The sequence below is a fragment of the Rosistilla ulvae genome (assembly GCF_007741475.1).
Classification (GTDB): domain Bacteria; phylum Planctomycetota; class Planctomycetia; order Pirellulales; family Pirellulaceae; genus Rosistilla; species Rosistilla ulvae.
On record NZ_CP036261.1, the window covers coordinates 2,697,512 to 2,721,128 of the forward strand.

Here is a 23,617-nt window from a genome sequence, read left to right on the forward strand (position 1 = left end):
TATCGACAGCTCTCGAACAAGTTCATTCCAACCACTCGTCAACGATTCAAACAAGTTCATGACTGCAAACGCACCGATTCAACAGACCGCTGTGACTTCGGATCCATCGCTTGCGCCACAGCATGCGCAACCGGGCGCCGCCGCCGCTTGGCACGCCCAGCGGCCAAGCCGATCCCCGCGATCGGTTGTTCTTGTGTTAGGGCTGCTGCTGCTGGCGGCAGTTTTTGCAATACCGCAGCCTCCGCAACTGCAGGCCGCCGATCCGCCAGCGACTGAAAAACGGGAGAGCTTGCGCGATGATGCCTCCTTGCGGAGCATCTGTTTCATCGATGCCAAGCAGGGCTGGGCTGTCGGTGACCGCGGCGTCATCTGGTACACGCCCGACGGAGGCGAACATTGGTTGGCGCAGGACAGTGGCGTCGGTTGCCGGTTGGACTGCGTGCAGTTTATCGATCCGCAACAGGGTTGGGCTGCGGGCGGTTGGTACGAGAGCGATACGCAGATCAGCCGCGGCGTGTTGCTGCAAACCCAGGACGGCGGCAAAACTTGGGAGCGTTTGGAAAACGAACTGCCTCGTATTCGGCAGCTGCAATTCACCTCGCGGCGGACGGCGATTGCCGCGGGCGATTGGTCGCCGGTCCACTTGGGATCGGTCTTCATCACCTACGACGCCGGCCGTTCGTGGCAGCCGGTTCCGCGATCCGAATCCCAAGCGATTCGATCGATCGCGATGGCCGGCGGCGCGATGTTGACGCTGGACCGATCGGGGATGCTGTTTCGCAGCGACCGACCCGAAGCGCCAACCGATCCGGTCTTCTCCGATCGCCGGATGCAGTGCATCACGGCGACCGCAAACGAGCAGTGGTTGGCCGGTCATGAGGGTGCTGTCGCCTTCAGTCGCGATGCTGGCCGCAGTTGGCGACCGCTGAACCGGCAAGCGACGACTGTCGACATCAGCCGCTACGATTTTCGGTGCCTGGCCAGCGACGGCGGCCAGGTTTGGATGGCGGGCGTTCCGGGAGACAAGATCTTTCGCAAGACAGCTCAAAACGAAATCGTTGCCGTCGGCAGCGGGATCACCGCGCCGATCCACGATCTTCACTTCCTGGATGATCAAAAGGGATGGGCCGCGTGTGGAATGGGAACGATCTTGCACACCGCCGACGGCGGCCTGACGTGGCAGACGCAGCGTGGCGGCCCGCGTCGCGCCGCAGCGCTGTTTGTCAGCCGAAGGGCTCGCGATTTAGCTTGGTCGATGATTGTCGCTACATCCTTGGAGCACGGTTACCGATCGATGGCGGTGATCCACGAATCGGAAGGCGAACGGTCGTCCGATCCGTTGAAAAATTCGACTGCGGAATTGGTGCTGCAGGGGGTGAGCGACGTGGGCGGTTGCGAATTGCTTGCGATCGTGGAATCTGCCGATCGGCAAGCCTACCGCGCAGCGATCGCCCAGTCGTTGGAAACTGCTCAGCCTGCCGTGGTCGTACTGGGAGACGATTTGACCGCCGAACAGCGATCCGCGTGGTTGCAATCGGCGACGGCAAGCCCAACGGTCGCGCGGGTCTTTCATGTGCATGCTGGGGAACGCGGCGATGTGGTCGTGCATCCGTCGGCGATCTTGCCTGCGGCGGGAGTGGTCGTGGGGGAGGCGTGGGCCGAGGCGCTGTCGGTCGTGTCGCCCGGTCAAAGTCAGGCCGATGTGATGGTCGCCGACCGCTTGTTGGATCGCGAAGCGAGCGTCCAGTCGATCGAATCGTTGTTGCATCGGTTGCCGATCGGTGCGGGCGGGTTGTCGCGACGGTTACCGCCGCATGGCAGCCGATCTCAATTGGCGGGGCTGCAACCGCGGACTCGGCATGGCGAATGGATTCAACATTTAATCGATGCCTGTTCGGTGGCCGACGACGCCAAGGAATTGTTTGCGTCGAGGCTGAAACAATTGACGGCTCAGATCCGTCCGTCGGATCGTCCACGATTTATGCGGCGGTTGGTCTTGCAGTGCCATCAGCATGGCGAGCCGGCGCTCTATCGCGAGGCGCTGCGCGAGACGGCGGCGTTGGTTCCCGAGAGTTCCATTGGTCATTGGGCCGATCTGATGTTAGCGTCGATCGATGCCAGCGAGGAATGGACGCGATTGCCGCAAGGTTTGAGCCGATCGGCGAGCCTCGCCCAACGGACCAAACGGGCCTCGCCCGTCGCGTATGGATCGCCGTTCGAACAAACCCAACCGGTGGTGTTGGCCAGCAGTAGCGAAGATCAATCGAAGCGAACGATCCGCGAAACGGAGACCCCCGACCTGATCTGGCGTCAGCAGCCGATCCGCTTGATATCGCAAGTGGGCGTGTTGGGCGAAGCCGCCAGCCCGGCACTGATCTCCGGTCTCGAGCGATTGTCGGCAGCGTTGAGTGCCGGCCCGTGGCAGACGCTTGCTCGCGACCAATTGGCCGCTCAGCAGGGGACTAGGCAATCGGCTGGGGTGCGGGCGGTCTTCAGCACCAACCGGCCCGTGCTCGACGGTCGGCTGGACGAGACGTTTTGGGGGCCAGCCGGTCCCAAGGATTCGTCGACACCATTGCGCGTCGGCTACGACGCCGACTATATCTACATTGCGATTCCCGATGGCTTTCCCGGCACCGAACCGACCGAACCGGCGTCGCTGCGGCAGCGCGATGCAGACCTCGATCAGGTGCAGCGGTTGAGCTTGCAGATCGATGTCGACCGCGATCTGTTGACGACTTACCAGTTGGAGATCGATCGCAGCGGCCGTTGTCGGGATACCTGCAACGGATTTGCGCAGTGGCAACCGATGTGGTTCGTCAAAACGACCGATCACGACGGGCAATGGAATGCCGAACTGGCGATCCGCCGAAAAGATCTCTGCAGCCTGCCGGTCGCTCCCGGCGATGTCTGGTTCGTGCGGCTGAAAACGTTACAGCCAAACGAAGTCGCCGATTCGCCGATCTCGTGTTCGCCCACCGGATGGCAGGCCTTGGCGTTTGAGTAACGGCGTCGCCGCGGTGATGGCGTAGGTGTTTGAGTAGCGGCGTCGCGGTCGAGTAGGCGTAGGTGTTTGAGTGCCTGGGGCTGGCGCCGCCAGGCTATATGCGATCGCCGCTCCGCGGCTGGTGCGCTTGCTTGTAAATCGGATGCGCGTATGCGTGGGGCATTTGCCGGCCTGGGGCTGGCGCCGCCAGGCTTTATGCGATCGCCGCTCCGCGGCTGGTGCGTGTTCCTTGAGAATCACGAATCGTTGTTGGGTTTCGGTGTGGCGTTTTGTTGGGGTTGCTGTTGCTTGTTGTTCGGCTTTTCCTTCCCCTGTTTGCTTGGCTGATTTCCTTCGGGCTTCTGGTTTCCAGGCCAGGGACGCAGCAGGTCGGCCAGAGTCTGCATCGACTTGGCATCCATCGGAACGCTTAACGATTGAACCACGACGGTCGTGTCGGGTTTGGCGTTTTGGTCCATGTATTGGATGATCTCTTCGATCGCGGGCAACCACTCCTCTTGCGCCGAAACGATGATCGTGTTGGAGAGCGCATCGACACCGACCGACAGGGCACCTTCGAACGACGCTTTGACTTTCGTCGGCTTGCTGTCCTTATCGTCGTTGCCACCGAAAATGCGGAACGTCCGCGACGATCCCGAGCTCTGTTTCTCCTTGTCGCCGCCGCCGGCGAACTCTTTATCTTTGGAGGACAACAGGTCGCGGAAGACATCTTTTACCGTCGCTGCGACGACGTTGGCGTCGGAGTATTCGAGCTTAAAAACTTTTAGGCGGCGGGCGCTGATCGATTCTTCCGAAGGGGCGCGGTCGTAGATTTCGATCAACTCCGCAATCGTCTCCATCTGCTGCGGCGTGGCATCGCGGACGAGGATCGAATTGGTATCGATGTCGTAGATGAACCGGACGGGGCGACGACTGGCCAGACCGTTGTTCTTCGACTCTTCCTTGAAGTCCATGCCCATCCAGGCACGCATCCAATTGTCGCTGCTGTCGGTCGATTTTTCGTCCTCGAAGTATTCGTCGAGGTTCAATTTAACGAGCGACGCCAAGGCGTATTGCAGATAGAAAACGCGGTGTTTCTTGGGAGGCGGGGCGAGTCGCTGCATCAACTCTTCCAAGGCGTCGAGCGCCGCGGTGTCTTGAGAACTCAAGATCAAGCGGCCATCGTTGGCGATCGAGATCGTGATCGGTGGCAACGTTTCGTTCCCCGTATTCTTCGCGTCGCCAGCGGCCGCTTTCTCGTTGCTGGCGGGCGGTTGAGTTGCGTTTTCAGTGGAGTCTTGCGCGCCGAGCGGTCGCATGAAAACAGCGGTCTGCACTCGCGGGCGCTTTGGCACCGCGGTCGTCCTGGCGTTGTCTTGTTCTGCGGAATCCGCAGGCTGATCGTCGTCGGATGGCGACGATTCGGACTCCTCTTCCACCGCCGGCAATTCTCCTTCGACGCGGATCGGATTGGCGGTTGCGGGCCACAATTGCTGCAACTGGCGAATCAGATCGGCTGTTGATTTGGCTCCGCGAGAATCCTGCACCCGGATCGTGTTCGGATTGCCGCTGTCGCCGGGCAGTTCGCCCAGCTTGACCAGCAGGTTGTTGACGGCTTCGAGTTCGGCTTTGTTCGCGAACAGCAGCAGGCGATTATTTTCGATATCGGCTTCGACACGGAAATCCGAATCGGGCTTATCGTCATCGTCCCCACCACCTCCATATCGCCGGTAGTAATAGTTGTTGCGATTGGAGTCGTCTTCCTCTTTCTTACCGATCAACAGATTATGGATCGTGACGGCCGCTTGGTCGGCGGGGAGACGCTTCAACCAAATGACTTCGATCTCGCGTCCCGAACCATCCAGTTTGTCGATGATCGCGCTGATCTTTTCATGATCTCGAACCGTTGCGCTGGCGAAGATCACCTTCGCATCGGCGTCCATCTGCAGCATCGTTCGCGGGTCGAGATCGCCGATCTCTTTGAGCGCGGTCACGACCGATTCAGGCTTGAGGCTGACCAAGGCGTACCGCCGCATCTCGACAAGGCCACCGGTTTCCCCCGGTTCGCCAGTGACGAGGCTGCCGCCAGCCGATCCACTGGGGACATCCAGTTGCTCGATCGCTCGTTCGATTTGAATCAACACGTCGGCGGGGGCATTGACCAGAATACTGTTGACCCGTTTGTTCACCGTCACAAATACCTGCGGAGCGTTGTCGCCTCGCAGGAACTTCGTCACGTCTTTTCCCTTTTGCTGCATCTGCATAAATAACTGCAACCGCTGCTGTTCGACTTGCAATTCGTTGGGGCTGCGGCGCGACGAGGGGTCCAAGCCCAGCAGGATCATGACTTGATCGGCGACGTAGTCGGCGCGGACGTATCGGATATGAAATTCGCGTGGCACCTGATGCGAATCGGCGGCGGCGTGTTCGGCGTTGATCAATCGACTGACATCGCGGAGGTTGGCGACCGCATCGATCACCAACAACCGGTTCGACGAGACCAGCGGTTGCACCTTTCCGTTGGGACTCAGCAGCGATTTGACATCCGCCGCCAACGCTTCGGCTTTTAGTTTGGTCGGCAGCGGGAAGGTGATCTTGGCAAAATCGTAGGGAGACAGGTCCATCAGTTCCGCTTCGTCTTCGACGCGAGGCAACATGCTGGGGTCGAGTTTGTCGATCTTCACGATCGACAGCACCTGGCCGCGCAGCAGCATCGTGTAGCCGCGATCCAACAGCAACCGATTGACCAGATCGCGGGCCTCGGTGATCGTGTAGCTGCGGTAGGTGATCAGGTTCAGATACCCGCCGGGCATCTGTTGCCAATCGAGGCTGTAACCGCCGACATCGCTGAGCCATTGCAAGAAGTCGGGCCAAGGCTGGTTTCGGAATCGGAAACGGATCCGCCCATCGGGATCGGGGCGCTGTTCGAACTCCTTCGGATCGGGGGGCACAGGCGGTTCGCCCGGTCGCATCACCACTTCGGGCGGCTTAGCCTCGTCGCCTTCGGACTTTTTGTCTTTGTCCTCCGGCTTACCCTCTTTCGACTCTTTCGATCCGTTGGAGGTTCCAGAGGGTTGGGGCTTCGATCTGTCCGCTTGCTTGGCCGCAGATTGAGCCACCACGGGGGCAGCCCCGTTCTTTTGAGCGAAGGCACGCGGGGAGACAAATGTTGACGCCGCGAACAGTACCAGCAGAGCGAGCTTGATGAAGTTCGTTAAGACACTCGCGAATTGCCTTTCGGAGGTCAGATATATCATGAAATTCGGTCCGTGGGAAATTCGAGTGCAGCTAGAGGCTGCGTTGGCAGGAGAGTGGGGAGCCGAGGAGTCGCTGGAACGGGAGATGTTTCAGCGACACAGATTTATCTAAAAGCCTGGCTATTTGTCGTCGCGTTTCTTCTTTGGCTTCCGTTTTTTGTCGCTGGGGCGGTCGGCATCGCGCTGCCGCTTCAACGCGGTCAGTTCCTTTTCGAGCGCCTTCTGCCGCCGTTGCAGCGATTCGTTTTTCTTGTTCGCCTGTTTCAGCTGATCCAACGCCGCCTGATGTTCCTTCTCCAACGCAGCTGCTTTTTTCTCTAGCAGCTCCGACGTTTTGATGTTGTTTTCCAAAGCTTCCGTCTTGCCCGCCAGATCCGCCCGCAGCTCTCGAACTTGTTTGTTCATCGCGTCGACGGCCTTCGATTGTTCGATCATTTGAGCTTTCGAGACTTCGGCCATTTTGGTGAACTTGACAACCTGTTGAGCGTGTTGTTGTTTGGCCGCGTCGAGCTGCATCGCCAACTCTTGATTCGCTTTTGCCTTCGCAGCCGCTTCCAACTTCGCAGCTTGGGCTTGCTTGGCGAATGACTCCGTCCGCTGAACCAGCGCGTTCTTCGCCGCTTCCAATTGCTCGCTCTGTTCCTGCATCGCCTTCAACTTTTGAGCCGCCTCGGCTTTTGCCGCTTCCACTTTTTTGGCGATCGACTGCGTCTGCTTTGTCAGTTCGGACTTTAAAGCTAGCTCGCGCGCTTGATTTTCTTTGCGTGTTGCCGCCAGTCCGACCGAGACTTCATCGACCAAAGTCTTCAAACGGGCATCCGCTGCGGAGAGTTCCTTGGCATGCTCCCGCCGCATCGCAGCGATCGTCGACTGCAATTGCTCGACCTGTGGTGTGTCGATTTGCTTCGCCGCGGCCTCTTGTTCTCTCTTTTGAAGGCGCTGTGTGAGCGAGTCGATCTGCTGTTTGGCTTGCTTCATTTCGTGTTCAAATTTCGAAGTCGCTTCGCGGAGTTCGGCGGCCAGATCGCGAGGGCCCGGAAGTTCGGCGGGCTTGGCAGCGGGAGCGTCGGGGCGAGCGGATGCATTTTCGGGGGGATTCATCTGCATCACCGATTTCCCCAACGGAGCCTGGGAAGGGGAATCGGCGGCTCGATTCGCCGCCCGTTCACAATCGATGGTGCAGGGAGGGGCGGGCGACCCGTCGGACGAATCGACTGACGAGGGCTGCGACTCGATCGGGGGGCCCACCGAAATGATGCGTTCGCCATGCGCGAGGGCTTGGTATTGGGCATCCGCCGCGCTTGCGGCCAAGATGAGCAGTGCGAGGCCGGAAACAGCACGCGGTAGCGAACGAAAAGAGGTGGACACGGAGAGAACTCCCAAAACGCGAATTGCGAGGTACGGATCGATAAGCGGCAATGAATTGCCATTTTGCGTCGATTCGATCCGCAAAGCAAACGAAAACTCAACCGCCCGCGAGCGGGGAAGCGGACAAGGATTGACAAATTTGTTGAAAACCATCGAAACCCGCCGTCGCGGCGGCGGTTAATAACGGAAGTAAATACAAACCTATTCAGCTGAGTCGATTCACGACCAGCGTGAACCTTGATGTGATTGGAGTCTTCCCATGCTTGTTCGATCTCAAAATTCGTTGCTTGTTTGTGCAGCCATCGCGCTGTTCGCAGCCCCCGTTTTGGCCCAGCCTGGTGGTGGCCGCGGCGGCCGTGGTGGAGGTTTCGGCGGTGGCGCGGGGTTCGGTGCCAGCAAGCACTTGCCCGTTGCCGGGGCGTTGCGTTCCGAAGAGGTGCGCGAGGAGATCGAATTGATGCCCGACCAGATCGAAGCTTTGAAAAAGTTGAACGATCGCGAAAACAATCGCCGCGGCCAAGATCGCCCCGATTTCCGCAACATGTCCGAAGAGGAGCGGGGCGAATTCATGGCCAAGATGCAAAAGGAGCGGGAAGCGCAGATGGAAGAGTCCAACGCGATGTTGGAACAGATCTTGCTACCGCCGCAACTGGATCGTTTGCGTGAGATCGCAATTCAAATGACGGGGATCAACGCATTGTTCTCCGATTACGTCACGACCGAGTTGAAGATCACCGACGCACAAAAGAGCAAGCTGACCGAAGCCCAAACCGCTTCGCAAGCCAAGATGCGAGAAAAGATGCAGGAGATGTTTGCGGGGCAAGGTCGCGGTGGCAACCAGGGGGGAGAGCGTCCCGACCGCGACGCGATGCGAGCTCAAGTTGAAGAACTGCGAAAGAGCGTCGAAGGAGACCTGTTGGCGGTTTTGTCGACCGAACAACAAGCCAACTTTGAAAAGCTGAAAGGGGAAAAGTTCGAACTGCCCGAGCGAGCCTTTGGTGGCCGCGGCGGTGAGGCTGGTGGTCGCGGCGGACGCCCCCAACGAGGCGGCGAAGGACGCGGGCAACGACGCGGTGGCGATCGCCAACGCCCCGAATCCTCGCAAGAATAGCTCGCTCGCCGGGAGCTAGCCCCCAAGATAAATCATCGGATCCTTGTTTCAGCCCGCGCTGAGACAAGGATCTTTTGCGTTGGTCGGCGAGTGGGTAGGTTGGCCGAGGTGTCGCGCCGTCGGTAAATGCAGGCATTTCGAAACCGCAAAGAATCTAATGCGTTTACGGTGCCGGTGCCGATACCCCACCTTGCCATAGATTGTGAATCAGCAATCATTAAGCAGACGAATTACTGTCCCACTTGCGAAGGCGCCCCATGAATCAAGAGATCTGGAATTCCCATTCCTACCAAAGCGTGCAACGTCAACGTCAGCTGACGCTTGGGGATTTGTTACTGGAAAACCGAATCGTCTTTTTGCAAGGCGAGATCCATACGGGTAACGCAAATGAAGTGGTTATGAAACTGCTTTATCTGCAAAGCGAAAACCGCCGCAAAGATGTGCATTTTTACATCAATTCGCCAGGCGGCGACGTGATCGCAACGCTAGCGATCTACGACACGATGCAAATGCTTTCGTGCCCGATCGCGACCTATTGCGTCGGCCAAGCGGCCAGCGGCGGCGCGGTATTGTTGGTCGGTGGAACCAAGGGAAAGCGTTACGCTTTGCCTCATTCACGCGTGATGATGCACCAACCCGCCGGTGGCGTGGGTGGCCAGATCAGCGACATCGAGATCCATGCCAACGAGATCTTGCGTTATCGCGACGTGCTCAACGGAATCCTGGCTGAACACACCGGGCAGACGGTGGAAAAGATCGCTCAAGATACCGACCGCGATTTCTTTTTGACCGCTCAAGCCGCCAAGGAATACGGAATCGTCGACGACATTTTGACCAAGCCGCCGATGGGTGCCGAAGACGAAGCTGCCAAGGGCTAGCCGTCGCGGTCTGCTGAGTCTACTTCCATTCAACACGCATTTATCCCCGATTCCACAGGTTGCCAACGATGCCATTGATCCCTTACGTCGTCGAAAAGAGCGGTCGCGAAGAGCGAGTGTACGATATCTACAGTCGCTTGCTGAAAGACAGGATCATCTTCCTCGGCTCGCAAGTGAACGACGATGTCGCCAATTCGTTGGTCGCGCAGATGTTGTTCCTGCAGTCGGACGATCCCAAGGCGGACATCCATCTGTACATTAATTCGCCCGGCGGCAGCGTCAGCGCTGGCTTGGCGATCTACGACACGATGCAGTTCGTCTCCTGCGACGTGGCAACCTATTGCATCGGCCAAGCCGCTTCGATGGGTGCTGTGCTGTTGACCGCCGGTGCCAAGGGGAAGCGTTTCGCGCTGCCCAACGCACGGATCATGATTCACCAACCGCTAGCCGGCATGCAGGGCACCGCGGAAGAGATCCGGATTCACGCCGAAGAATTCCGCCGTATCAAACGCAAGCTGAACGAGATCTTGATCCATCACTGCGGCAAGTCGATGGAAGAGATCGAAAAAGACACCGATCGCGACCGCTTTATGTCGGCCGATGAAGGGGTCGAATACGGCTTGATCGACAAGGTCGTCGCATCGGTCAACGACAAGACTTAATCTAGCTCAGGGCGAACACTTAACCCGTGACTACCATGGCTGCTACGACAGCATTGCCCGCAGACAAACGCGCCCAGCAAGGTGGCCTGCTTTTTTTGGCTTCCCTGCTGGTCTTTTTCCTGACGGGAATTGTGTCGTTTGCCTTGTACGCCAGTTGGCGGGAGACGGCGTTCATCCAAGCCGAGAAGCTGCCGCTCTCTTTCGCCTGGAGCACGTTGTGTTTGGTTTTCGTTAGCGGCCTGCTGCACTGGGGCGTTTTCAGTGTACGGCGCGAACGTTGTCGCGAAGCGCTGGTGCTGTTGATCGCTTCTTTGATCGGCGCAGTCGCTTTTCTTGTCATCCAAGGCGTGGCGATGTGGCACGTCGCTGGCGGCTATGCCACCGCGGGGCTCGAAGCGGGCTTGGCTGGCATGATGCTGGTGCTCGCCTTGTTGCACGCCCTGCACGTGATCGGTGGCGTCGCGGCCCTGGTGATCGTGACGGCTCGGTTGGCCCGCGGCCAATACGATCACGAGCGGCATTGGGGGATCTCCTTTACCGCACTCTATTGGCATTTCTTGGACGTGGTTTGGATCGCGATGCTGTTCGCGTTCTGGTACACCAGCGGCGGATTCGCCAGCTAGATCGACCGCGCGTCGGTTGAAGGCGATCCTGCTATCGGTGCCGGTCATTCGTCGCAAGGCTCATGCGGCTCGGAACAGCACGCGATTGCTGGGCTGGCTGCGGATTGTTTCTTTTCCGTACGTCGTCAGCATCGCGTCGGCAACTTCGAAGCCATGGCGAAACAGCAGGCTGAACTCGCTGTCGGTGAGTCGGCGAAGCGTCGTTTCGATCTGCGTCGCGCGTTGGACTTCACCGTCGGTGAGCGCCGCTTTTCCCGGGACGGGGCTGCGTGAGTAGACTTTTCGGGTGGCGAGTCCCAATCGCAGGTAGGCGCCGGAGCCGGGGTTGGTTTTAAAGTGCTCCATCAACATCCGCGCCCGCAGGCTGCGAACTTGATCGGTTGCCACATCGACCAGTCGCAACGAGGCTTTTAAAAAGCCGGGACGCCAACCCGATTGCCGCGTCTCGACCGACAACGGCCTCGAGGCGTCGCAGACGATCAAATAGTCGGTGCCGTCTCGCAGCCCTTCTCCCGGTTTGAACAGCGATTCGACTCCCAGGTTATCGTACACACCGCCGTCCCAGAGATGGACGTGTTTGTATTTCGGCGGGATCGTTTGCCAGTCGTCGTCGCGGTATTCGGCCCACTGGTAGTTCTTTGATCGGACCAGCAGGGGACCGATTAATCCGGGAACGGCGGCCGACGCTGCCAGAGCGTGCGATAGCCGAAATTCGGGATCGGGGACATATTTGGTTTGGTAGTCGCCCATCAAATCGCGTTGGAACCGCCAGTTCTTTCCCGTTTGATAGCACGTTGCGTTGATGATCCAACGCGGGCTGATCGGAAGGTCGGCGAGCATCCCTTGGATGCCCCATTCGCTTTCAAGTACGTTACCTAGAACCGACGCGCGGCCCGATGCCAACCGCCACGGCATCGTGAGCGATTGAAGGACAAACGTCCGCTGCAGGTTTCGCTTCGTCAGCAACGAAAGGCAGCGCGGTACGACTTCATGCAGGTATTGCTCACTGCTGGGCCAACGGTTACCGGCGGCTGCGAAGACGAGCCCGGCAGCCAGACTGCCTCCCGACACACTGGCGATGGTTGTTACGTTTCCCAGCAGATCTTGGCGGGCCAAGCGAGCGAGCACGCCCAGGTGAAATACCGTCGCGCGGACTCCGCCGCCTGAAAATGCGAGAGCGATCTTCATGAGGCTATGGCGATTCTTGCTGGCGTGAGACAAGGGTTGATTGAGGCCCCAATCCATCCGCTGGATTCGAGTCCTTTTCCTGTCCGGGATCGTAAAGCGTGCTCGGTCGACAGGTCCATATCAATCGCACGATCGATAGCAGATCGTCTGCGGAGGGTTTTGCTTTCGGGCGGTCGCAGGGCGCATGATCCGTTGGCGCGTCGCAGCGTTTGGCGTCGCTGACACGATTGTCCCGCAGAGATTACAGTTCAAAGTACTCTTCGATCGCTTCTCGAAGTGTCGACGGTTGGGCTGGTAATCCAGTCCAGTCACAGAAGCCGTTGGCGAATCGTCGGACCAAGACGTCGACTGCGGAAATCGCGATCGATTGCGGGCCAAGCGGAAGTTGGGGCGCGGTGTCGAGCGACAGTTCCACGCAACAGCCGGCGGATTGGCAGCCTGCGGTTTCCAAGCCGTTCAGCGGAAACGGGGCTCCGTCGCTGGCGTCGGCGTGAATCACCGCTGCGCCGGAGTCAAGATGTTCGAGAGGTAAATGGTCGACCATCTGGCATGCGAGCGACTTGGTGGCAAAGTGCGACGCGATTCCACGGGCTTGGGGGCCGTCTCCCAGAATCACGACCTCGGTCGGCTCGGGGACTGCTTGGCAAACGAGTTCAACGACAGCGCGTCCGAGTTGATTGCTGCCGACCCAGCGGCCTTGATTCGGTTGCAAAAAGTCGATCCAAGGGTTCGGTGGTTGATCGGGATCGATCCGATCGACGTGGTTGGCCAACTGCGTTTCAAAAGGGGCTGCAAATGCGAGTCCCGCCAACCCTAAGGCTTTGGCACCGCGAACCGCTTCGTCGAAGTCATCCGGGGAAACGTTGAACGAGACAAACTTCCAATCCAACCCGGCTTCGGTCAATGCCCGTTCCGTGGCAAATTGCATCGCATTGCCTGCGACCGGAAAACCAATCACACACAACGTCGGTTGGATTGCTGGATGCACAGCCATGAAATTATTGCTTTCTTGCATCAAAACAAAAAACCCGGTCCTGGCAATCGTTTCCGATGGCCAGTGACCGGGCGATCTTTGCCTTCACACAAAGTTTGATACCGGGATCCGTTGACGTGCTAAGCGGCACGTCGTTGGATCGCCGTCAATTCTATGAGTTCTAGCGTCGAATGTAACTTGCATTGGACGGTTGAGTGCGACGCACCAACCGAGCATTGGTGCCGCGAGCTCTGGTCTGGGAGACCTTGGGCTTCGGCAAAGCTTCCGCTGGTGGTTCGACAGCATGCGGAACGCTTTGGTGTTCCAGGATTTGCGGCTGCAAACTTGGGCCCTGTTCGTGGATGATCTCGCCATGAGAGTAGCCACCGTGGGAGTAGCCGACGTCGATGCTGTTGCCTTGGCATCCGCATCCTCCGCTCGACGAATAACTTCCGCACGATCCGGCGCTACATCCGCAGCCGCTGTCGCAACCACCGCCGCAACCGCCACCCATGTATTTGAAGCCCCAGATCGACGCAAAGCCGCGTCCGCAGGCGGGAGCGACGGCTCCACAGCTGCCACCGCCGCATCCGCAGCCACCACCGCCACCGGTGTATTGACCACAGCTGTTGCAAGGATCGCAGCAGTCGGGAGGACTGCTGGCCCATTCGTCTATGTACAGTGATCCGCAACCGGTGTTGCAACCGAACAGACACGATCCGATTGAACGGAACAGACCGCAAACGGCCGCACAGGGATTGATGCAGCAGGTGTTGCAGGCTCCTGCGCCACAGCCGCCACCACATCCGCAACCGCCGTCAAATCCGCAGGCCGGTTCGGCATATCCGCCGTCAAACCCGCAACTGGGCTCGCAGCCGCCGGGACCACAGCTGTCGCAGCCAACGGTGTCGCCGCCGTAAAAGCCGGGTCCTGCGCCGCACGGCCCATATCCACCGGGACCGCAAATACAGCCGGTCGACATGACAATCAATGAAGCTAGCATCATGCTAGCGATCAAGAATCGCATCGTTTCGATTCCTATTTTAGTGTGAAGGCTATCTCGTATCGGTATCACAGGGGCACGTTTCGATTGTGCTTTGAATACCAACGTCTCTTGACTCAGCCCTCGTTATCGTCGCCTGGAATCGGAAAACTTGATTAAATCCGCAAAAACGGAATAATCGGCAAAATCGACCCTGTTTGCCTCGCAACGTCCATATGTCCCAAGGTAGAGCCCTGGGCGGGGGCAATCGTGTTGTCAGCGGATCCGTTGACGCGATGACATACTCTCATGCCTTATCGCCAGGTTGGACGGTGGGATGCACAATAGGGAGGCTCGAACAGACGGCGAGCGATCGTCAATCACTCAACAATTCGGAGACCACCATGGCTCGGGAGCCTCAAGACCGCGAAGACCTGTTAGCCGAAGCGACCGGGTTGCCGGTCCGTGGCGTGATCGTGCTGGCGGATGATTTTGAGGTTGTCGTTGGGTTCCGCGACGATGGATCGGCCAGTTGGTTCTTCGCGGCTGACCCGGTTTTCCAGTTTGATCCTTTGTTCCAACTACGTCGTATTTTTTGCGATGGCACGCGATACGCGGTCGCTGGAGGGCAGATCCTGCGACTTGAACAAGCGACATCGGGCGGGCGACTGCAGTTGACTAAACATCGACTCGATCCCGCCGAGACCCAACAGTTGTTGGACCGCTGGAAACAGAACATCGGCGAAGTAGAAACTGCATTGCAAGCGAAGACACATCGTTGGCAAGGTGCCTCGGTGTCGATCGAGCGGATCGATGCGAAGGTTCGTCAGTGGTTGGCCGATCTGCCCGACCCGCCGCCGATCGCCAAGGTCTCGCGATTGCCGCGCCGCCGGACCTCGTGATCAACATGCGATCGGAAGAGGTCAGTTTGTTGCATCGGTTTATTGTCGTTCGGCTTTGGCGAAGCCAAACGACGGTAAACCGATGATGTTGTTGGCAACACGTGGGCTTGAGCATTAGCTTGAGCAGTTCGAATCAGGGACGGCATTCGCGGCATGCAAATCCGAGACGATGTATCGTTTCCATTCCAAATCGTTTGCGGCCCCGAAGTTGATCAGATAGCCGACTTGTTTATTGCAGATGCGCATGTAGTTGAACAGTTGGGCCTGGTGCTCGGGGAGGATGGTTTTGACAGTTTTTAATTCCGTGACGATCTCGCCAAAGACCAACAGATCCGGTTGATACTTTGTGTTCAGTACTCGCCCTTTGAAGAACACATCGACGACGGTTTTACGGAGAAACGGAATCTTTCGGAGCCCCAGTTCGATCTCCAAACTTTGTTGATAAATCTCCTCAGCCAAGCCATAACCGAGAACATTGTAAACCTCGAACGCCGCTCCCATCAGATCGTAGCCTTCTTGCTTCAACATTGGTTCTCACTCCCGTTGGGCGATACTGCGGAATCGTGGCTTTCGAATGCGGAACAGGAACACACCCTAATCTTCGCTGTTTTTTTCGCCACGTCAAAGCGAAAACTGGCCCCGTGATGCAAGTTTGTTGTGGCACCTGCCCTTCCACGAATTTAGAGCAATGATCAACTAGGGAATTCCTTGGACACGATCCACTAGGCAGGGGGGCTTCTGATAGTTCTGCGAAGCCGAGTGGTTTGAGAAACGGGAACACTGGTCCGCTCTAATCGTCACTGATCAGGAGCAAGCAGTCGACGTTCGACGAGGCTTGTTGCTTTCAGTTTCGTTAGCGTGGATCAGCGAAGATCAGTGGTTTGAGAAACAGGGACACTGATCTGCACTAATCGTCACTGATCTAGAGCAAGCAGTCGACGTGTGACGAGACTTGTCGTTTTCCGTTTTGTTAGCGTGGATTAGCGAAGATCAGTGGTTTAAGAAACAGGAACACTGATCTGCACTAATCGTCACTGATCAGGAGCAAGGAGTCGGTGTGCCGAGAGACGGCCAGACAATGAGTTTGGCTGCTTTCCGTTTCGTTAGCGTGGATTAGCGAAAGATCAGTGTTTTAATAAACAGGAACACTGCTCAGCTCTAATCGTCACCGATCAGGTTCAATCAGTCGGTGTGCGAGGAAACAGCCAGATAATGATCTTGGCTGCGTTCAGTTTTGTTAGCGTGGATCAGCGAAGATCAGTGGTTTAATAGACTGGAACAATGTTCTGCCAGAATCGTCGCTGGTTGAGATTTGGGAAGGCTCCCCGTAGGACGGTACGGATGAAGACGTTGCCTTTTTAACCAAATGCGTGCCCACAATCGCACGTCTTCCGTCGGACGTGCGACTCCTTCCCACATTTGGGACATTTTTTCTGTGTCCAAGTTGTCGATTGCGGTTTCGATTTAGGGCCGCTGCTGGCTTCGTTCGCCTTGCGTTTCCGTTCGGCTCGAAGCTTTTCGGTGCGTGCCGAATCGGCCTGCAAGACCGCGCACTGCGGATGAATTCCTCCATTGGAATAGGTCCGTTTGCCACAGATGGGACAGACCTTCCCCGATTCTTGAACTCTCCAAGGCGTCGGCTTCTTCTCGCTCATCGCGGCCTTCCTCCAGGCATGCACGCACCCCGGTCGGACATCCACGAGCCTTTCCATGCTCGTGCAACTCGCAACCTAACTGAAGCACTGGACGGACAATTCCAGCGCGTACCAACAAAGGCAGCATCTGGCGTTGTCGAAAACGCATGAGAGGAATACCGAAAAACACCCGGCTTCCAGTTAGTTCCTTCTGCGACGCTCAAAACTGTGCGTCGGCTGAAAGCAACCTAAGAAGAAAGGAACTCCAAAGCAAAGAGCCCATGCGACATTGTTAACTAATGTACAGCAAAACGGGGCAAAAGTCCACGAAGAACTAGAGATCAGCCCGGGCAATGGCGTTTTGTACTCTGGATTGGCCTCCCCACGGAGGGCGTACGGGAATTCCCCTGGGCAACTTGGAAGCTTACCGCCAGAACAACTATCATGGGCGCAAGTCTCGGGCGACGCGGCGATCGCCCGACGTTGGTCCCGCTGGCGCCGGTCCCTCATCTTCGACGGAGTTGCCCTTCTATGGTTCGCATTCAAACTTCATTCGCTTTGGCGATCGGAACCTGTTTGCTGTCGGCGGCGATCGCGGCTGGCGGTGACCGGCCCAACGTGTTGTTGATCTGTGTCGACGATCTGAAGCCGACGATTGGATGTTTTGGCGATCCCGTCGCAGTCACTCCCAACATCGACGCCTTGGCATCGCGAGGCGTTCGCTTTGACGCGGCCTATTGCAACCAAGCTGTTTGTTCGCCCAGCCGCAATTCGTTGATGACGGGACTGCGACCGCAGACGATCGGCGTCTACGATTTGGGAACTCACTTCCGGCTCGCAGTTCCCGATGCCGTCACGTTCAGCCAATACTTCAAACAGCATGGTTATCGGGCGGAGGGACTTGGCAAGATCTACCACACAGGCCATGGCAACATCAACGACAAGGCTTCCTGGAGCGTGCCGTTGTGGCGTCCCAAGGCGGCTCAATATGTCCAGCCCGAGAGTTTGCAAAACCACCGCCCCGATTCGAAGGGTAGGAATCGCGGACCGGCGACCGAAGCGGCCGATGTTTCGGATGAGACCTATGCCGATGGCAAGATCGCCCGCGAAGCGATCGCTCGTTTAACAGCCGCCAGCAAACGGGAAGACCAACCGTTTTTTATCGCGGTCGGTTTTCTGAAGCCCCACCTACCCTTCGTCGCTCCACAGAAATACTGGGACCTCTACCAACCCGATGCGTTGCCGATGCCCGAGGTGGTCGTGCCACCGACAGGTGCGCCGAGTTACGCTGCAGTCAAAGGTGGCGAACTGCGAAGCTACAGCGACATGCACGACAAAAAGGAGATCGATCCACAGACGACGCGGCATCTGATCCACGGCTACTACGCCGCCACCAGTTACGCCGACGCGCAGATCGGTCGCGTGATCGACAAAGCCAAACAACTCGGGCTGCTCGACAACACGATCGTCGTGCTGTGGGGCGACCACGGTTGGCATCTGGGCGATCACGGGATGTGGTGCAAACACACAAACTACGAACAGGCGGCGCGGATCCCATTGATCGTTGCCGCACCGAAATCGCAACCGGGACTCGTCAGCAACGCGCTCGTTGAAACTGTCGACATCTATCCCACGGTCGCTGAACTGGCTGGGCTGCCTCAACCGAAAGGCCTCGATGGAATCAGCTTTGCAAATCTGATCGAGAAGCCCGATGCAGCGACTCGCGATCACGTGACCCATGTCTATCCCCGCGGCAGCCGCTTGGGGCGGGCGATCCGCGATCCACGCTATCGGTTGGTCCAGTGGAAGTCGCCCGGCGGAAAAGACGCGACGGCGGAGCTGGAGCTGTACGACTACCAAACCGATCCACTGGAAACGAAAAACGTCGCGTCGGAAAATCCGGAGGTCGTCGCGCGGATGCTGGATCTGTTGGCACAACAACCCGAAGCGAAGCGTCAATGGAAAGCGAAGGGGAAGTCGGGATCGAATTCAAACGGAAAAGGGGCTAAGAAAACGCCGGGCAAACCTAAACCAGTCAGTACAGATGAAAAATCGGGAACCTAGCAAAATGATTTTGCGACGCCCTAGTATCCCCACGGGAGTAAACGATGTCCGCGACAAGTCATAGAAACTTGTTGGTTGGTGCCATGGCGGTGCAATTGCGGCTGATCGATGTCGGTGACGTCGCCGCGGCGATCGGCCGCTGGACGGAAGACAAGTCGCAGTCGCTGGAAGATTTGCTGCATGCGGAGAATCGCATCGACGCGCAGACCAAGCAACTGCTGACCTCGCTTGTCGACAAACAGATCGAGTTGCATCAAGGTTCGACCGAAGCCGCACTGGGAACGATCTGCCCGCCGTCGGAACCCTCGCTGTCGACACTCTACCAGTCGCTGCGACCGATCGAAGATGCCGATGTCACCGATTCACTGAACTCGGTTTCCGATATCGCTGCCGAATCGATCGACCCGTGGGCGACGAATTTTCACCCCACGACATCGGATGATTCGCCAACCGACGCGGCTGCGGCAGCGAGCCACCGAACCCGATATCAAAAGCTGCGCGATCATGCCAAGGGAGGCCTCGGACAAGTATATGTCGCCCGCGACGAAGAGCTGAACCGGCAGGTTGCATTGAAACAGATCCAGGCGAGGTTCTCCGGTGACCAAGGGGCTCGGCAGCGATTCATTCTCGAAGCCGAGATCACCGGCGGGCTGGAACATCCCGGCGTGGTCCCGGTTTATGGTTTGGGCGTGTACGAGGATGGCCAACCCTATTATGCGATGCGATTTATTCGCGGGCAGAGCATGGAAGCGGCGATCGCGTCGTTTCACCAGCGGTTCCCCAAATCGGGAGCGCCGGCGTGGCGCGATCCCGAGCGGACGTTGGAACTGCGGAAGCTGTTGAGTCGCGTTTTGGATGTCTGCCAAGCGATCGCGTACGCTCATTCTCGCGGCGTGTTGCACCGCGACATCAAACCCGACAACATCATGCTGGGGAAATATGGTGAGACGTTGGTCGTCGATTGGGGCTTGGCGAAAGTCGCTGGATTAGACGATGTCGAAGCCGGGGCGGTCGATGAACCGCATCTGGCTCCCGCGTCGGGAAGCGATTCGGCGCCAACACGATTTGGGAGCGTGATCGGCACGCCGGGCTACATGAGTCCCGAACAGGCCAGCGGGGAGATCGATGCGATTGGTCCCGCAAGCGATGTCTATTCGTTGGGGGCTTCGCTGTACTGTTTGTTGGTCGGCAAACCACCGTTTCAATCGCGCGACGCCGACGGCAATCCGCTAACGATCACTCAGTTGTTAGAAAAGGTTCGCAACGGTGAATTCACCGCGCCGCGTCAAATCGATCCTGCGATTCCGAAACCACTGGCGGCGATCTGCATTCGCGCGATGGCCAAAGATCCCGAAAATCGCTACGCCAATCCGCTGGAACTGGCCGACGAACTGGAGCGTTGGATGGCCGACGAACCGGTCACGGCGTACCGCGAATCGAGCCTGCAACGACTGCGCCGCTGGGTCAAGCGGCACCAGACCTTGGCCGCAGCCAGCGCCGCGATCGTGCTGGTTTCCGTGTTGGGATTGAGTTCGTTTTCGGTAGTGCTCGGCAAGAAGAACATTCAACTGGCCGAGCTGGCTGATTCGCTGAGCACCAAAAACCACCAGCTCGATCAACGCGGCCAGGAGTTACAAAAATCGAACGAAGAGCTGCGGATCGCCGAAGCGGAAGCGACTGAAAAGGCAGCGATCGCAACGGCGGTGACTGAGTTTTTAAACGACGACTTGTTGGCGCAAGCATCGCCAGCCAGAAACCCCGAGCCGCAGCTGCAAGTCCGCACGCTCTTCGAACAAGCACTCGAGAGCATGCAGGATCGGTTCGCCGATCAACCGCTGGTCAAAGCCAAGCTGTTGCACACGATTGGCATCGCTTCGGGCTATCTTGCTCAGTGGAGTGAAAGCGAGGCGGCGTTGGCCGAAGCGCTGCGTCTGCGGAAAGAATTCTTGGGGCCCCGAGATGTCGAGACATTAAGGACCGAAGCGGCGTTGGGCCGAGTGGCTGGATCGAGCGGGAAATATGCCAAGGCCCACACCCTGCTGACGTCGACTCTGCAAGCGCAGCTGAGCGAATTAGGGGACGAGCATCCGGATGTTTTCGAGACGCAGGACAGCTTGGCGGGGTTGTACAGTTTGTTGGGTGAGTTTGACAAAGCCCATCAATTGAACGAACAGTCGATCGTGGGGTACACGAAATCAATTGGCCCCGATGCCGCCGAGACGCTGGACTGTTTGATCACAAAAGTCGGATTGTTGGCGGATGCGGGACGCTTCGCCGATGCATTGCAGCTATCGAACGACGTGCACACTCGGGCGGCTGCCGCCTTGGGGCCGCTGCACTTCACAACCTACGACGCGCTGCTGTCGCGGGCTCAGCAGTTGTATTCGCTCGGCCGCCACGATGAAGCCTCCAACGTCTACACGACTTTTATGGAAGAGTTGGTGAAAACGCAGGGCGAATCGCATCCGTATGTTGCCATCGTGCGGAACGATCTGGCGTTGATCGATTCGGATCACGGAGACCCGGTGCAGGGTCTGGCAACGCTGCGTGAACTCGCTCGCGCGTCGATTGAAAAGCTGGGGCCCGCTCACCGAGAATCGATCATGTCGCAGTTCAATGTGGGGACGGCGCTAAATGCGTTGGGGCGATATGAGGAGTCGCTACCGGTCTTTGAAACGGTGCTGCAAGCGGCCAACGACAGCCTGGGGCCGGTGAGTCCGTCGGCTTTGCAGACTCGCCTTCTACTGGCGGAAGTCCATTGGGAACTCGGCGATCACGCGTCGGCACAGTCGTTGTTGGAGGAAGTGATCGCGCTTGCGAAGACTCCGATGCAAGCGGAAGCGAAAGTGGTGCTCGACTCAAAGACGTTGTTGGCGGCGATCTATGGGGCGGCGGAAAGGTACGACGAGGCCCGCGAATTACTGATGGCGGTTCGCACGGGATATACCAATCTTGGGCTTGGGAAGACACAAGTCATCGTCTACCCGACGGAAAACCTGATCGATGTCTTGGTCTACAGCGACCGGACCGATGAATTGGACGAACTGTTGCAGCAGCTGGACGACGATTTTGGTGCCGATTCGGTGCTCGCAAATCAGTTGAGGCTACGGATGGCGGAGAATTGGATCGAGCGTGGGGAAATCGATCGAGCCGATGTGTCGATCCAGCAGGTGACGCAATGGTTGACGGGCCGCGATCCGCTGGAGCGTTCCGAGTTTGGGGTGGCTTATTATCTGGCGGGCTTGATGAGCATGCTGAAACGCAGCCAGCAAGCGATCGACGTCTATGAACGCTTGGTCGTCCGGCAGTCGGAAGTGTTGGGCGCCAATCACGTCGATCGCTTGTTGACGCTGCACGATTTGGCTTTTGAATACAGCGAGTTCGGGCAGCACAAGGAGTCGGCGAAGCTGTATTCCGAAGTCGTTCGCCGCCGAACCGAGGTCTATGGTCTGGAGAGCGATCATACGTTGCAGTCGCTGTACAACCTATCGATGGAGCAGTTTGCGCTCGCCGATCATAAGGGGACGATCGAGTCGATGAAGCTATTGGTCAAGGCGGCGGAAGCTCGCGGCGAACCGATCGTTAACCGAATGGAATTGCACACAGGGCTCGCCCACGCGTTGATGAAAACAAAGGACTACGCCGCCGCCGTGCCCCATTTCCAGGCCGGCGTCGAGGGGATGATCGAGACCTACGGCGAGGCGGACGATGACACGCTGCTGTTGATGCACCAATTGGCCTATTGCATGGACGCCGCCGCGCAGCGCGAGGAATCGATCGCGATGTATCGCCGCGTCGTCGACCGACGATCCGAGGTGCTGGGCGCAGCTCACGGTCACACGCTGATGTCGCTGGGGAACATGGCTCAGGTCCAAGCGACTGCCGAACTGGAACAGGGAGCCGAGGAATCGATCGCTGACATGCAGCGGCGGATCGAATCGCTGGACGTCGGCGATGTGGTCGCGATCGATGCGAACTATGCGATCGCCGAGACCTATCGGAAGATGAACCGATTGGATGATGCGATCACCTTTTACCGGAAGGTTGCCGACGGACGCCGGACGTCGCTGGGGGAAGAACACGAGCGGACGCTGTTGGCAATGCATCAGGTCGCCTACACCTGCAGCTTGGCAGGGCAATTCGACGACGCGATCGAGATTTACGCCAAGGTCGTCGCGGGGCGCAGCAAGTCGTTGGGGCGAGCGCATCCGCACACGATGTTGTCGCTGAACAACGCGGCAAAAATTGAAATGGGACGCGGCAATCGGGCCGAGGCCGCTGCGCTCTACGAGGATATTTTGAACCGGATCGTCGAGGCCAAAGGGCTTCGACATGTCGATACTTTGATGCCGCGGATGGAGCTAGCGAATTTGAAGTATCAGTTAAAAGAGTACGCGATGGCGACGGAGCTGTATTCGCTTTCGGTCGACGTGATGCGGAAGAGCTTGGCGACGACGCCCAACGATACGACGCGAGAAGGATTCGCCGGCGTGTTGGTGATGTTGGCCGATGCCGAAGCCCACGACGGCCAATTTCTCGCCGCGGGGAGGCACGCTCGCGAGGGGCTGGAGATGTTTGAGGTCGTCGCGCCGGAGAACTGGTTGCGCTATCGCAGCCTGAGCGTGATCGGTGGATTGCAGGCCGCCGACGGACAGCATGTCGAAGCGCAAGCAGCGCTGCAGCAGGCCTACGAGGGATTGGCCGCTAGCGAATTGCCTAGGGCCGGCATTCTGTTGAACCAAGTGCAAATCGAAACGGTCGACCGCTTGCTCGATTCTTATACGCAAACCAATAATGCGGAGCAGGTCGCCAAGTGGAAACAGGTTAAGGAGAGCTTAACCGAGCAGCCGCAGCCATGACCGCGCCGGGCGTGTCGAGGCAGGCGGATTTGCTGTCAGAAACCAGCGGCGTCCGCAGTGCCTTTGGATTGCGAAGTGGTGTCGGATTCCGACCTTAGCTTGTTGGGCCGTGCTTCGCCGGTCATTGCGG

Annotated in this window: 15 protein-coding genes; 8 read left to right on the top strand and 7 right to left on the bottom strand. The window is 58.1% G+C overall.

The features are described 5' to 3' along the window. Positions 1-58: 58 nt before the first annotated feature. On the top strand, positions 59-3,007 hold the full coding sequence (locus tag EC9_RS09675) for a YCF48-related protein (protein ID WP_145344453.1): 2,949 nt from the start codon (positions 59-61) through the stop codon (positions 3,005-3,007). Positions 3,008-3,243: 236 nt separating this feature from the next. Here EC9_RS09675 and EC9_RS09680 read toward each other — a convergent pair whose 3' ends face one another. Next, positions 3,244-6,243: a secretin N-terminal domain-containing protein gene (locus EC9_RS09680; RefSeq protein ID WP_145344455.1), complete on the bottom strand. Its 3,000-nt coding sequence runs from the start codon at positions 6,241-6,243 to the stop codon at positions 3,244-3,246. A gap of 120 nt (positions 6,244-6,363) precedes the next feature. Next, positions 6,364-7,611, bottom strand: a complete 1,248-nt coding sequence (locus tag EC9_RS09685; protein WP_145344456.1) for a coiled-coil domain-containing protein — start codon at positions 7,609-7,611, stop codon at positions 6,364-6,366. Between the two features lie 259 nt (positions 7,612-7,870). Here EC9_RS09685 and EC9_RS09690 point away from each other — a divergent pair, with 259 nt between their 5' ends. The 4 genes from EC9_RS09690 (at position 7,871) to EC9_RS09705 (ending at position 10,885) form a co-directional block, all read left to right on the top strand. Continuing rightward, the gene (locus EC9_RS09690; RefSeq protein ID WP_145344459.1) at positions 7,871-8,722 is read left to right on the top strand and encodes a Spy/CpxP family protein refolding chaperone; all 852 of its coding nucleotides are present in this window, start codon (positions 7,871-7,873) and stop codon (positions 8,720-8,722) included. Positions 8,723-8,979: 257 nt separating this feature from the next. Next, positions 8,980-9,600, top strand: a complete 621-nt coding sequence (locus EC9_RS09695) for a ClpP family protease (protein WP_145344461.1) — start codon at positions 8,980-8,982, stop codon at positions 9,598-9,600. A 68-nt stretch (positions 9,601-9,668) separates the two neighbouring features. Next, complete coding sequence (gene clpP, locus EC9_RS09700) at positions 9,669-10,262, top strand: ATP-dependent Clp endopeptidase proteolytic subunit ClpP (protein ID WP_145344463.1); 594 nt, start codon at positions 9,669-9,671, stop codon at positions 10,260-10,262. 35 nt (positions 10,263-10,297) lie between these two features. After that, positions 10,298-10,885: a cytochrome c oxidase subunit 3 gene (locus tag EC9_RS09705; protein ID WP_145344465.1), complete on the top strand. Its 588-nt coding sequence runs from the start codon at positions 10,298-10,300 to the stop codon at positions 10,883-10,885. Between the two features lie 60 nt (positions 10,886-10,945). On the opposite strand, the gene EC9_RS09710 is transcribed toward EC9_RS09705, so the two are convergent. The 3 genes from EC9_RS09710 to EC9_RS27145 all read right to left on the bottom strand — a co-directional run bounded on the left by EC9_RS09710 (position 10,946) and on the right by EC9_RS27145 (position 14,073). Continuing rightward, entirely contained in the window at positions 10,946-12,073 is a 1,128-nt protein-coding gene (locus EC9_RS09710; protein WP_145344467.1) for a patatin-like phospholipase family protein, read from the bottom strand. A gap of 241 nt (positions 12,074-12,314) precedes the next feature. Then, positions 12,315-13,067, bottom strand: coding sequence for a hypothetical protein (locus tag EC9_RS09715; RefSeq protein ID WP_218934704.1), 753 nt, complete (start codon positions 13,065-13,067; stop codon positions 12,315-12,317). A gap of 160 nt (positions 13,068-13,227) precedes the next feature. Then, the gene (locus tag EC9_RS27145; RefSeq protein ID WP_145344471.1) at positions 13,228-14,073 is read right to left on the bottom strand and encodes a hypothetical protein; all 846 of its coding nucleotides are present in this window, start codon (positions 14,071-14,073) and stop codon (positions 13,228-13,230) included. A 359-nt stretch (positions 14,074-14,432) separates the two neighbouring features. On the opposite strand from EC9_RS27145, the gene EC9_RS09725 reads away from it, so the two are divergent. Then, on the top strand, positions 14,433-14,930 hold the full coding sequence (locus EC9_RS09725) for a hypothetical protein (RefSeq protein WP_145344473.1): 498 nt from the start codon (positions 14,433-14,435) through the stop codon (positions 14,928-14,930). A 114-nt stretch (positions 14,931-15,044) separates the two neighbouring features. Here the strand turns inward: EC9_RS09725 and EC9_RS09730 are convergent, their stop codons facing one another. Together EC9_RS09730 and EC9_RS09735 are read right to left on the bottom strand one after the other, a co-directional pair. Then, positions 15,045-15,458: a GxxExxY protein gene (locus tag EC9_RS09730; protein WP_145344475.1), complete on the bottom strand. Its 414-nt coding sequence runs from the start codon at positions 15,456-15,458 to the stop codon at positions 15,045-15,047. Positions 15,459-16,288: 830 nt separating this feature from the next. Further along, complete coding sequence (locus EC9_RS09735; RefSeq protein WP_145344477.1) at positions 16,289-16,585, bottom strand: hypothetical protein; 297 nt, start codon at positions 16,583-16,585, stop codon at positions 16,289-16,291. A gap of 510 nt (positions 16,586-17,095) precedes the next feature. Here EC9_RS09735 and EC9_RS09740 point away from each other — a divergent pair. Together EC9_RS09740 and EC9_RS09745 are read left to right on the top strand one after the other, a co-directional pair. Continuing rightward, on the top strand, positions 17,096-18,628 hold the full coding sequence (locus tag EC9_RS09740; RefSeq protein WP_145344479.1) for a sulfatase: 1,533 nt from the start codon (positions 17,096-17,098) through the stop codon (positions 18,626-18,628). Positions 18,629-18,672: 44 nt separating this feature from the next. Beyond that, positions 18,673-23,487 (top strand): tetratricopeptide repeat protein, encoded by a 4,815-nt coding sequence (locus EC9_RS09745; protein ID WP_145344481.1) that lies wholly within the window; start codon positions 18,673-18,675, stop codon positions 23,485-23,487. The last annotated feature ends 130 nt before the right edge of the window (positions 23,488-23,617 follow it).